Consider the following 12,467-nt stretch of genomic DNA (forward strand, 5'->3'; position numbering starts at 1 on the left):
CACGTGAATCGCCAAAGGTTTGTTGGCGTATTATTCGGCAGCGACCTTGATGCCGGGCGCCGCATCGCGCACGCCGCCATCGACATGATCCTCGAACTTGGCAAAGTTCGTGATGAACATGGAGACCAGCTTTTCGGCCTGCGCGTCATAGGCCGGCTTGTCGGCCCAGGTCGAGCGTGGATCAAGGATGCCGGTATCGACGCCTTCGACTGCGACCGGTACGGCAAAGCCGAAATTCGGGTCAGCGCGGAGCTCGGCCTTGGCGAGTTCGCCCGAAAGAGCGGCCGTCAGCAGCGCACGGGTCGCCTTGATCGGCATACGCTTGCCGATGCCGTAAGCGCCGCCAGTCCAACCGGTGTTGACGAGCCAGCATTCGACGCCATGGCGGCTGATGAGCTCCTTCAGCAGATTGCCGTATTCTGCCGGATGGCGCGGCATGAAGGGCGCGCCGAAGCAGGTCGAGAAGGTCGCTTCCGGCTCGACGACCCCCTTTTCCGTGCCCGCCACCTTGGCGGTGTAGCCGGACAGGAAGTGGTACATGGCCTGATCCGGCGTCAGCTTGGCAATCGGCGGCATTACACCGAAGGCATCGGCCGTCAGCATGATGATGGTCTTCGGATGACCCGCAAGGCCGGTTTCCGATGCATTCGGGATGAAGTCCATCGGATAGGCACAGCGGGTGTTTTCCGTCAGCGACGCATCGTCGAAATCCGGCTCGCGGTCTTCGTTCAGAACGACGTTTTCAAGCACCGTGCCAAACCGCTGGGTGGTGGCATAGATTTCTGGCTCGGCCTCTGCCGAGAGGCGAATTGTCTTGGCATAGCAGCCACCTTCGAAATTGAAGATGCCGTTCTCGCTCCAACCGTGCTCGTCATCCCCGATCAGCGTACGGGCAGGATCGGCCGAGAGCGTCGTCTTACCTGTACCGGACAGGCCGAAGAAGACCGCAGCATCACCCGCCGGGCCGACATTGGCCGAGCAGTGCATCGGCATGACGCCCCTGGCCGGCAGCAGGTAGTTCAGCACGGTGAAGACGGACTTCTTCATCTCGCCGGCATAGGAGGTGCCGGCGATCAGAACGATGCCGTTCGTCAGGTCGCAGGCGATCACCGTTTCGGTGCGGCAGCCATAACGTTCCGGATCGGCCTTGAAGCTCGGCAGATCGATGATTGTCAGCTTCGGCGCAAAGCCTGCAAGCGCATCGGGCTTCGGGCGGATCAGCAGGTTGCGGATGAAGAGCGAATGCCAGGCGAACTCGGTCACGACGCGGGTCGGGAGCGCCTGACCGGCATCGGCACCGCCGACGAGATCCTGGACGAAAAGGTCCTTGCCGGTGGCGTGGGCAAGCATATCCTTGTGCAGCAGGGCGAAATGCTCCGGCGACATCGGCTTGTTGTTGTCCCACCAGATCTGGTCATCGGTGTTTTCATCGCGGACGACGAACTTGTCCTTCGGCGAACGGCCTGTGTGCTGGCCGGTGGTCGCGCGAAGGGCACCCTGGGCTGTCAGTTCGGCCTCTCCCCGGCGAATCGATTCCTCGTAGAGAAGAGCGGCGGAGAGGTTGTAACGTACGCTCCGTACGTCGCTGAAACCGATCGTCGCCAGCTCGATTGCCTGGTTATGAACTCCGAACATCTCCATAGCTTTTCCCTTCGCTGAGGCGCCTTGGCCGTTAAAATTAACGCGAAAATAAGAGGAGAAATTTTAAATGGCAATAGGCGAAAACTTAAAAAATATAACGATATCAAATAATTAATCGATTTAAATTCTAAGTGGCCGTTTTAAATCGTTTGAAGACCTGCTGTTGAAACAACTTGTCGCACCACTTTTAATTGCGGCTTGCGAGGGCTGGCAATCTACCCCTTTATCTTTGCCACAATTTGTTCCACCTTTATCCTCCATAAGCGCAACCGGTCACGAAGACCGCCTGGGGAGACGAAATCCGGGAGATTGCGCACTGATGACGGAGACGAACACCATGCCGACAATCGCGCTCGTTGACGACGACCGCAACATCCTCACTTCCGTGTCGATTGCACTGGAAGCAGAAGGATATAAGGTCGAGACCTACACGGACGGCGCTTCCGCGCTGGATGGCCTGCTCGCGCGCCCGCCACAGCTGGCGATCTTCGATATCAAGATGCCGCGCATGGATGGCATGGAGCTGCTTCGCCGGCTTCGCCAGAAGTCGGACATTCCGGTCATCTTCCTGACTTCCAAGGACGAGGAGATCGACGAGCTCTTCGGCCTGAAGATGGGCGCCGACGATTTCATCACCAAGCCCTTCTCCCAGCGTCTGCTGGTCGAGCGCGTTCGCGCGGTATTGCGCCGCGCTTCGAGCCGCGAGGCGGCAGCGGCCGGCGGCAGCACAACTGTCGGCGCGCCAAAGGCAGGCGCTGTTCAGCAGGCCCGTTCGCTCGAGCGCGGCCAACTGGTCATGGACCAGGAACGCCACACCTGCACCTGGAAGGGCGAGGCGGTCACCCTCACCGTCACCGAATTCCTGATCCTGCATTCACTGGCCCAGCGACCAGGTGTGGTGAAAAGCCGCGACGCCCTGATGGATGCCGCCTATGACGAACAGGTGTATGTTGATGACCGCACCATCGACAGCCACATCAAGCGGCTGCGCAAGAAGTTCAAGATGGTCGATACTGACTTTGATATGATTGAAACGCTTTACGGTGTGGGTTACCGCTTCCGCGAAGCAGCCTGACGCCAAAAGGCGCGGCAAGATACGATTGAGGGCGGCGGGCCGGTCGAGCTGGCCCCGCCCCTCCGAAAGGGCCGTCATTGGCACAGTTAGTGCAGGAAAGAGATCTGGATGATGCGGAGGGCGTGAGCACCCGACGCGTCAGGGGCCGGCGTTGGTCGCATCCCTTCACCCTGATCCGCCGCATCTTCGGCAATGCGGTCTTTTCKAGCCTGACGCGCCGCATCGTCTTCTTCAACCTTGCAGCTCTGCTCGTCCTCGTCGGTGGCATTCTCTATCTCAACCAGTTCCGCGAAGGCCTGATCGAMGCACGTGTCGAAAGCCTGCTGACGCAGGGTGAAATCATCGCCGGCGCGGTTTCGGCTTCGGCTTCCGTTGATACCAACTCGATCACCATCGATCCGCAGAAGCTGCTCGAACTGCAGGCCGGCCAGAGCATCACGCCGGTGCCGAACGACGAGGATCTCGAATTCCCGATCGATCCGGAAAAGGTGGCACCGGTTCTTCGGCGGCTGATCTCACCGACCCGCACTCGCGCCCGCATCTTCGATGCCGATGCCAATCTGCTGCTTGATTCCCGGCATCTCTATTCGCGTGGCCAGGTTCTGCGTTTCGACCTGCCGCCGGTGGAAGAAGAAAAACAGACCTGGAGCGAATGGTTCACGGCCCTTTTCAACAAGGCGCTACAGCCGGGCAATCTTCCGGTCTACAAGGAAGCGCCGGGTGGCGACGGCTCTATCTATCCCGAGGTGATGAACGCGCTGACGGGTGTACGCGGCGCAGTCGTGCGCACGACGGAAAAGGGTGAGCTCATCGTTTCGGTTGCCGTGCCGATCCAGCGTTTCCGCGCCGTCCTCGGCGTGCTGCTGCTGTCGACTCAGGCCGGCGATATCGACAATATCGTGCATGCCGAGCGTCTCGCAATTATGCGCGTCTTCGGCGTTGCGACGCTCGTCAACGTGCTGATGGCGCTCGTGCTTTCCTCGACCATCGCCAATCCGCTGCGCCGGCTTTCGGCGGCGGCCATCCGGGTGCGCCGCGGCGCCAAGGAGCGCGAGGAAATTCCAGACTTTTCGGCGCGTCAGGACGAAATCGGCAACCTTTCCATAGCACTCCGMGAAATGACGACGGCCCTCTACGACAGGATCGATGCTATCGAGAGCTTTGCGGCCGATGTCAGCCACGAGTTGAAGAACCCGCTGACCTCGCTGCGCAGCGCCGTCGAAACACTGCCGCTCGCCAAATCCGACGATTCCAAGAAGCGGCTGATGGATGTCATCCAGCACGATGTTCGTCGCCTCGACCGTCTGATCAGCGATATCTCGGACGCATCCCGTCTCGATGCCGAGCTTGCGCGCGTCGATGCCGGATCTGTCGATCTGGAAGTATTTCTGCGCGACCTCGTCGACCTGTCACGCCAGATCCGCAGCACCAAGAAGAAGGTCGAGATCGAATATGCCGTCGATCGCAAGCCGAACGTCAAGACGCGCTTTGTCATCAAAGGACATGACCTGCGTATCGGCCAAATCATCACCAACCTGATTGAAAATGCCCGTTCCTTCGTGCCGGAGCAAAACGGCAGGATCACGGTGCGTCTGGTCCGTACCCGCTCCCGTTGCGTCGTCTATATCGAAGACAACGGTCCGGGCATCCAGGCCGAGAATATCGACCGCATCTTCGAACGCTTTTATACCGACCGACCGGAATCCGAAGGCTTCGGTCAGAATTCCGGCCTCGGGCTTTCCATCAGCCGACAGATCGCCGAGGCGCATGGCGGTTCATTGCGGGCCGAAAACATTGTCGATGACGAAAGCGGCAAGCTGCTCGGCGCCCGCTTCATTCTGGCTCTTCCGGCCGATGCCGCGGCATGATCAATATCCACGCCACCGCGATCGTCGTCGGAAAGACCGGCCTGCTGTTCACCGGTCCCTCAGGCTGGGGCAAGTCGATGACCGCCTTTACCTGTATGACGGAGGCGCGGCGGCAGGGTGTCTTTTCTACCCTCGTAGCCGATGATCAGGTACTTCTTTCGAAACGGGACGGAGCAATCATTGCCGCCTGTCCGGCCGCTATTGCCGGGCTCATCGAATTGCGCGGCACCGGGATCGTAAAACACGATCATATTGCGCAGGCGGCAATGCATTTTGCAGTCCTGCCGGCCAGCGCCACAGGAGAGAACCGGCTCCCTGCGGAGAGGGAGACCGTCGTTCTTGCCGGGGGCTTCGAGTTGCCTGTATTGCGATTGTTGCCCAACCTTCCCCTGCCCCTTGCCGTGTTGATGGCAAAAGCGCCGGAAATCGGAAGCTGAGGACTTCCGGACGGCCCGATACGGCCTATATATTTGTATTTTTATCTTGCACTTCGGCTTTTGATCGCCAAGATGTGCCCCCACCGGTGGACGTAATTGCTGCGTTGCGATATTGGGGCCACGGGTTGCGTATGCCATGGGAGCAGTAATATCATGATCGGACTTGTGCTTGTCACTCATGGCAAGCTGGCTGAAGAGTTTCGTCATGCCGTAGAGCACGTCGTCGGTCCTCAGAAATTCATCGAAACGGTCTGCATCGGACCGGAAGACGATATGGATCAAAGACGACAGGACATTCTCGAAGCCGTTTCCGGCGCAGACGACGGCCATGGCGTCGTCATTCTCACCGACATGTTCGGCGGTACACCTTCCAATCTCGCAATCTCGGTGATGAGCAGCGGCCACACCGAAGTCATCGCCGGCGTCAACCTGCCGATGTTGATCAAGCTCGCCGGCGTGCGCGGCGAAAACAATATGGAAAAGGCGCTTGCCGAGGCTTCCGAGGCGGGCCGCAAATACATCAACGTTGCGAGCCGGGTCCTGAGCGGAAAGTAAGAAGCCTAAATGACACCGCTCTCCCGCGAACTCCTCATCATCAATAAGCGTGGCTTGCACGCGCGCGCTTCGGCAAAGTTCGTCCAGACGGTCGATGCCTTCGACGCGACGATCACCGTTTCCAAGGACGGCATGACGGTTGGCGGCACCTCCATCATGGGCCTTATGATGCTTGCGGCAAGCCCCGGCTCCAGTGTCGTCGTCTCGGCGACCGGCAACCAGGCTGCCGAAGCACTGAATGCCCTCGATCAGCTCATCCAGAACAAGTTCGGCGAAGAAATCTAATCTTCAACGCCATATAAAGATATAAAGACTTCTTTATATCCCCGTTGCCTTCCCGGCCGAAGCCTGCTAAACGGCGAGCATAACGTGCATTCCGCACCCGTTCGATCCGTTGCGGTCATCGTCGCGTCCTCGATGTTTTTGAGACGTTTCAGCCTGGAGAGCCTTATGAGCACTGAAAAAGATTATGTTGTCGCCGATATCGGCCTTGCAGATTTCGGTCGCAAGGAAATCACCATCGCCGAAACCGAAATGCCCGGCCTCATGTCCTGCCGTGCCGAATTCGGTGAATCCAAGCCGCTGAAGGGTGCACGCATCACCGGCTCGCTGCACATGACGATCCAGACGGCCGTTCTCATCGAGACACTGGTGGCTCTCGGCGCCGAAGTCCGCTGGGCATCGTGCAACATCTTCTCGACGCAGGATCATGCCGCTGCTGCGATCGCCGCTTCCGGCGTTCCGGTCTTCGCGATCAAGGGCGAATCTCTCGAGGATTACTGGGTCTACACCGACAAGATCTTCCAGTGGGCCGATGGCGGCCTCTCCAACATGATCCTCGATGATGGCGGCGACGCCACCATGTACATCCTTCTCGGCGCTCGTGCCGAAGCTGGCGAGGACGTGCTCTCTCACCCGCATTCCGAAGAAGAGGAAATCCTCTTCGCACAGATCAAGAAGCGTCTTGCCGCTTCACCGGGCTGGTTCACAAAGCAGCGCGACGCCATCAAGGGCGTTACCGAAGAAACCACGACGGGCGTCAACCGCCTCTACCAGCTCAGCCAGAAGGGCTTGCTGCCGTTCCCGGCCATCAATGTCAACGACTCCGTTACCAAGTCGAAGTTCGACAACAAGTACGGCTGCAAGGAATCGCTGGTTGACGGCATCCGCCGCGGCACCGACGTCATGATGGCAGGCAAGGTTGCCGTCGTCTGCGGTTATGGCGACGTCGGCAAGGGTTCTGCCGCTTCGCTTTCCGGCGCCGGCGCCCGCGTCAAGGTTACGGAAGCTGATCCGATCTGCGCATTGCAGGCGGCGATGGACGGTTATGAAGTCGTTCTGCTGGAGGACGTCGTTTCTTCCGCCGATATTTTCATCACCACCACGGGCAACAAGGACGTCATCCGCATCGACCATATGCGTCAGATGAAGGATATGGCGATCGTCGGCAATATCGGTCACTTCGACAACGAAATCGAAGTTGCCGCACTGCGTAACCTGAAATGGACCAACGTCAAGCCGCAGGTCGACCTGATCGAGTTCCCGAAGGGCAACCGCATCATCCTTCTCTCCGAGGGCCGCCTTCTGAACCTCGGCAACGCGACGGGCCATCCGTCCTTCGTCATGTCGGCCTCTTTCACCAACCAGACGCTGGCGCAGATCGAGCTCTTCACCAAGCCCGACCAGTACGAGAGCAAAGTCTACATCCTGCCGAAGCATCTGGACGAGAAGGTTGCGCGCCTGCACCTTGACAAGCTCGGCGTGAAGCTTACCCAGCTCAGCGAAGAGCAGGCTGCCTATATCGGCGTAAAGCCGCAGGGTCCTTTCAAGGCAGACCACTACAGGTACTGATCTAATCTTAGATATCCACAAGATGTGGTAGCCCCGACATTGACAAATGCCGGGGCTTATTTTTTGAGCACTCYCTTTCCGCCGATTCCCTTCCGAAGTATTGTTTTAAGACTTGATTCGTGGCTTCGGACCTCTCCGTTTCCCACGAAAATGGGATGTCTTGTCGTGATGCGGCACATTAAAGGACGGAGACAGACCTCTGATGTCGGAAATGAAACACAGCCTGCTTAGCCAGGCKGAGGGCAGCGCTTATGCCGCTGACCGTCCGCTTCGGGCAGGCCAAAAATATAAATTTGCCGCGGCCCCTGTGACCGCACGGCAAAAACATTGGTCTTTGGCACGTATTGCAAAGCTGTGCGCTGCCAGCACCGCAGCTGTTTCTGCATGGCCAGTTCTGGCGCTGGCGCAGACGGGTATTGGCGCGTCTGCACATCTTTTCACCTCCTCTCAGGTTGTCGGCCTTTCTGTCGTCATCGGCGTTATTTCGGCCGCCCTGCTTTCGACGCTCTGGCTGGTGCGCCAGCGTGGCAATCTCGAAAATGAAAGCCGCGAGATCCGCTCGGCGCTTTCGGATGCACAGCAGCGCATTTCGCAATATCAGGCACTCATTGCCGACAAGAACCGGCGCATCGTCATCTGGGATGGCGTCGCCCGGCCGGAACTGCTCGGCCAGCTTCCACCGGAAACCGGCGCGCCGCAGGACAACGAATTCCTCGCCTTCGGCCTCTGGCTGAAGGCGCGATCCGCATCCGAGCTGGAGCGGGCGATCGGCCGCCTTCGTGAACAGGCGGAAAGCTTCGACATGGTAGTCGAGACCATCAGGGATGAGGTACTCGAAGCACAAGGCCGGGTTTCCGGCGGTCGCGCCTTCGTTCGCTTCGTGGCGCTCAATAATCTGCGCGCCGAACTGGCCGAACTCAAGATAGAGCGCGACCGTCTGATGACGTCGATCTCCGCCTTCCAGAGCATGCTCGACGCCATCGACATGCCGGCCTGGCAGCGCGACATCGCTGGGCGCCTGACCTGGGTAAACCATGCCTATGGCGATGCCGTGGAGGCGCAATCACCGGATCAGGCGGTAAACGAGGGCCGTGAGATCCTGACGACCATCGCCCGTGAGCGCATACGCGCCACCGCGACGTCGGAATCGCCCTTCCACGACAAGATTTCGACCGTCGTGCGCGGCAACCGCACGTTCTTCGATGTCGTCGATGTAAAGGTTCCGAGTGGCTCAGCCGGCATTGCCCTCGATGTTTCCGATGTCGAAGCGGTTCGCGCCGAGCTGGAACGCACGCTGAAAAGCCATGCCGAGACGCTCGATCATCTCGCGACACCMGTTGCCATCTTCGACGGCGACCGCAGGCTGCAATTCTACAACCAGGCCTTCGTTTCGCTCTGGGAGCTCGATATCGCGTTCCTCGAAAGCAAACCTGACAACAGCGAGCTTCTGGAACGCCTTCGTGCTGCCAAGAAGCTGCCCGACCAGTTGAACTGGAAATCGTGGAAGGAAACGGCGCTTTCGGTCTATCGTTCGCTCGATACGCAGTCCGACCTCTGGCACCTTCCGAACGGGCAGACGCTGCGCGTCTTCGCTACTGCGCATCCACAGGGCGGCGCGACCTGGGTCTTTGAGAACCTGACCGAGCAGGTGGATCTCGAAACACGCTACAACACGCTGGTGAAGGTGCAGGGCGAAACGATCGACCATCTGTCGGAAGGCGTTGCCGTCTTCGGGCCTGATGGCCGTATCCGCCTTTCCAACCCGGCCTTCCGTGCGCTGTGGGGTATCACCGAAACGGAAGCCAAGCCCGGCACGCATATCCGCGCCATCGGCGAAGCCTGCTCTCCATCCTATGACCAGGCGKATGGCTGGAAGACCTTTGCCGAGCTGATTACCAGCTTCGACGACGAGCGTCGTTCCAGCCAGGGAACGCTCGAACTGTTGTCCGGCCTCGTGCTCGACTTCGCGGTGATCCCGTTGCCGAACGCACAGACCATGCTGACCTTCGTCAACATGACTGACAGCGTCCGTGCCGAACGGGCGCTGACGGAAAAGAACGAGGCGCTGCGCAAGGCCGATGAGYTGAAGAACGACTTCGTACAGCATGTCTCCTATGAGCTGCGTTCGCCGCTGACGAATATTATCGGCTTTACCGATCTGCTGCGCACGCCGGGCGTTGGCCCGCTGAACGAGCGGCAGACGGAATATATCGACCATATCGCCACCTCATCCTCGGTGCTGCTGACACTCGTCAACGACATCCTTGATCTGGCGACTGTCGATGCCGGCATCATGCGGCTCAACTATGCGGAAATTGATCTCGCCGATCTGCTCGACGATGTCTCCATGCAGATCGCCGACCGGCTGCAGGAAAGCGGCGTTTCGCTCGAGATCACTGCTCCGGCCTATCTCGGTTCGATCGTCGCCGATCCGCAGCGCCTGAAGCAGATCCTGCTGAAGCTTTTGGCCAATGCTGCCAATTTCTCGCCGGAAGGTGCGTCCATCGCTCTGGAATGCCGCCGGGAAGGCACGGATTTCGCCTTCTCTGTCCGGGATAGCGGCCCCGGCATTTCGCCCGACATGATCAATACCGTCTTCGACCGCTTCGCGACCGGCGCTAAAAGCGGAAAGCGCGGCGGCGCCGGGCTTGGCCTTTCGATCGTCGACAGCTTCGTCAGCCTGCATAATGGCGAGGTCGGCATCGACAGCGAACCGGGCAAGGGAACGACAGTGACCTGCCGCATCCCTTCCATCAACCTGCCGCATTCCGTCGCCGCCGAATGACGCAAAGCGACGTCATCTCGCTTTTCCTGGAAGACGAAGCGGCAACCCTACGCCTCGGCAATGATCTGGCGCTAGCGCTAAAAGCGGGCGATTGCCTGGCACTGTCGGGCGATCTTGGCGCCGGAAAATCCTCGCTGGCGCGGGCTTTCCTGCGCACGATGGCTGATGATGACAGGCTGGAAGTTCCGAGCCCCACCTTTACGCTGGTGCAATCCTACGAGCTGCGCATTCCCGTCTCGCATTTCGATCTCTACCGGCTCGGCGATCCCTCGGAACTGACGGAGCTCGGATTCGACGAAGCGCTTGAGAACGGCATCTGCATCGTCGAATGGCCGGAGATGGCGGAAGGTGAGTTGCCCGTAGCGCGCATCTCTCTGCGGCTCGAACATGAAGGTACCGGCCGTCGCGCAACGATCACGGCACCGGAGAAAACTGCAGCTCGTATCCATCGCGTGCTGGCGATCCGCAGCTTCCTCGCGGATGCCGGCTATGGCGATGCAGAACGGCGATTCCTGACCGGTGACGCCTCGTTTCGGGTCTACGAATATTTCCGTCTCGGTGATGGTTCGCGGAAAATCCTCATGGACTGGCGGCCGCATCCCGAGGGGCCGCCAGTCCATGACGGCAAACCCTATCCGAAGGTCGCGCATCTGGCGCAGGACGCTTATCCTTTCGTGGCCATCGCCGATGCCTTGCGCGAGCGGGGCCTTGCAACGCCGGAAATCTATGAGGTCGACTATGATCAGGGCATCCTGCTGATCGAGGATCTCGGCACCGAGGGCGTGCTGGACGATGACGGACGGCCGATCGCCGAGCGTTACCGGCAAAGCGTGGCCTGCCTCGCCCATCTTCATTCGATGCAGATCCCGCGAGATATTCCGGTTTCGGCCACGCATACGCATCATATCCCGGACTTCGATCGCACGGCGATGAAGATGGAGGTGCGGCTTGTGCTCGACTGGCATATTGCCTGGAGGCGCGGCACAGGACCCACGGATGTCGAGCGCGAAGAGTATCTCGCGATCTGGGATCATCTGATCGACGAGCTGCAACCGGCCGAAACCAATCTGTTGTTGCGCGACTTTCATTCGCCCAACCTCATCTGGCGCGGGCACGAGAGCGGCATTCGCAGGATCGGCATCATCGACTTCCAGGATGCGATGATCGGACCGACCGCCTATGATCTCGCCTCCGTTATTCAAGACGCGCGTGTCACGATCGCGCCGGACCTCTTCCGACAGCTGATGGACAACTATCTTTCGCTGCGGCGCGCGGGCGGCAATTTCGACGAAGCCGGATTCATGAAGGCATGGTCTATCATGTCGGCGCAGCGCAACTGCAAGCTTGCCGGCCTTTGGGTGCGTCTCTTGCAGCGAGACGGCAAGCCTGACTATCTACAGCATATGCCGCGAACGCTTTCCTATTTGAAAGTGGCGCTGGAACATGAGGCGCTTGCCCCCTTGCGCGAATGGTGCACAAGGGCTGGAATACTGCCAGCCGAATCATAAATCCGGATCAGCATGACCGTCAGACAAGCCATGGTACTGGCCGCGGGACTCGGAACCCGCATGCGCCCGATTACCGATACGATTCCGAAGCCACTGGTGAAAATCGGCGGCAAGCCGATGATCGACTATGCACTGGATTCACTCGTCGAAGCCGGTGTGGAACGCGCTGCAGTCAATGTCCATCATTTTGCCGATCAGATGGAAGATCATCTCAATGCCTATCGCGGGCTCGATATCGCCATTTCCGACGAGCGCAACGCGCTGATGGATTCCGGTGGCGGGTTGGCGAAGGGACTGAAGCTGCTCGACCGTGAGCCGGTTTTTGTCATGAATGCCGACCTTTTCTGGATCGGCGAGCCCTCGGACCGACCAAACAATCTCCGGCGCTTAGCCGGATTCTTCGATATTGAACGCATGGATATGGCGCTGCTGTGCGTGCGCATCGAAGATACGACCGGCCATAACGGCAGGAACGATTTCAGCCTTGGCGCCGACGGTCGGCTTACGCGCTACCGCGACGATCCCTCAAATCCGGTTGTCTATGCCGGTGCGATCGTCATGAGCCCCGCGCTGCTGGACGATGCGCCCGATGGCCCCTTCAATCTGAATATCTATTTCGACAGGGCGATCGCCCGCGGTCGGCTTTTCGGCATGATGATGGAAGGTCATTGGCTGACGGTCGGCACGCCTGATGCGATTGACGATGCGGAGGAAACGATCCGGCGGTTCCGGACGTTTGCGTGACGC

At 59.4% G+C, this 12,467-nt stretch carries 10 protein-coding genes; 9 read left to right on the forward strand and 1 reads right to left on the reverse strand.

Annotation, left to right across the window (positions count from 1 at the left end; genetic code table 11):
* Positions 1-30: 30 nt before the first annotated feature.
* The gene (locus AC1DNW_RS11620; protein WP_113308143.1) at positions 31-1,641 is read right to left on the reverse strand and encodes a phosphoenolpyruvate carboxykinase; all 1,611 of its coding nucleotides are present in this window, start codon (positions 1,639-1,641) and stop codon (positions 31-33) included.
* A gap of 337 nt (positions 1,642-1,978) precedes the next feature.
* On the opposite strand from AC1DNW_RS11620, the gene AC1DNW_RS11625 reads away from it, so the two are divergent.
* The 9 genes from AC1DNW_RS11625 to AC1DNW_RS11665 all read left to right on the forward strand — a co-directional run bounded on the left by AC1DNW_RS11625 (position 1,979) and on the right by AC1DNW_RS11665 (position 12,464).
* The gene (locus AC1DNW_RS11625) at positions 1,979-2,716 is read left to right on the forward strand and encodes a response regulator transcription factor (protein ID WP_477835862.1); all 738 of its coding nucleotides are present in this window, start codon (positions 1,979-1,981) and stop codon (positions 2,714-2,716) included.
* A 77-nt stretch (positions 2,717-2,793) separates the two neighbouring features.
* Positions 2,794-4,584 carry a stimulus-sensing domain-containing protein gene (locus AC1DNW_RS11630; RefSeq protein WP_477852741.1) on the forward strand — a complete coding sequence of 597 codons (1,791 nt, stop codon included), beginning with the start codon at positions 2,794-2,796 and terminating at the stop codon, positions 4,582-4,584.
* The gene (locus tag AC1DNW_RS11635) at positions 4,581-5,021 is read left to right on the forward strand and encodes a serine/threonine protein kinase (RefSeq protein WP_113308144.1); all 441 of its coding nucleotides are present in this window, start codon (positions 4,581-4,583) and stop codon (positions 5,019-5,021) included. Before AC1DNW_RS11630 ends, AC1DNW_RS11635 begins: the two co-directional genes overlap by 4 nt.
* 153 nt (positions 5,022-5,174) lie before the next feature.
* Positions 5,175-5,576, forward strand: coding sequence for a PTS sugar transporter subunit IIA (locus AC1DNW_RS11640; RefSeq protein ID WP_007813746.1), 402 nt, complete (start codon positions 5,175-5,177; stop codon positions 5,574-5,576).
* A 9-nt stretch (positions 5,577-5,585) separates the two neighbouring features.
* The gene (locus tag AC1DNW_RS11645) at positions 5,586-5,861 is read left to right on the forward strand and encodes an HPr family phosphocarrier protein (RefSeq protein WP_113300867.1); all 276 of its coding nucleotides are present in this window, start codon (positions 5,586-5,588) and stop codon (positions 5,859-5,861) included.
* A 165-nt stretch (positions 5,862-6,026) separates the two neighbouring features.
* The gene (gene ahcY / locus AC1DNW_RS11650; RefSeq protein WP_113300866.1) at positions 6,027-7,427 is read left to right on the forward strand and encodes an adenosylhomocysteinase; all 1,401 of its coding nucleotides are present in this window, start codon (positions 6,027-6,029) and stop codon (positions 7,425-7,427) included.
* Positions 7,428-7,629: 202 nt separating this feature from the next.
* Positions 7,630-10,212, forward strand: coding sequence for a sensor histidine kinase (locus AC1DNW_RS11655; RefSeq protein WP_477852742.1), 2,583 nt, complete (start codon positions 7,630-7,632; stop codon positions 10,210-10,212).
* Positions 10,209-11,720, forward strand: a complete 1,512-nt coding sequence (tsaE, locus tag AC1DNW_RS11660) for a tRNA (adenosine(37)-N6)-threonylcarbamoyltransferase complex ATPase subunit type 1 TsaE (protein WP_113308146.1) — start codon at positions 10,209-10,211, stop codon at positions 11,718-11,720. The genes AC1DNW_RS11655 and tsaE overlap by 4 nt, the downstream gene beginning before the upstream one ends.
* A 12-nt stretch (positions 11,721-11,732) precedes the next feature.
* On the forward strand, positions 11,733-12,464 hold the full coding sequence (locus tag AC1DNW_RS11665; RefSeq protein WP_113308147.1) for a nucleotidyltransferase family protein: 732 nt from the start codon (positions 11,733-11,735) through the stop codon (positions 12,462-12,464).
* The last annotated feature ends 3 nt before the right edge of the window (positions 12,465-12,467 follow it).

It is taken from the genome of Rhizobium sp. 05L429 (assembly GCF_056397645.1).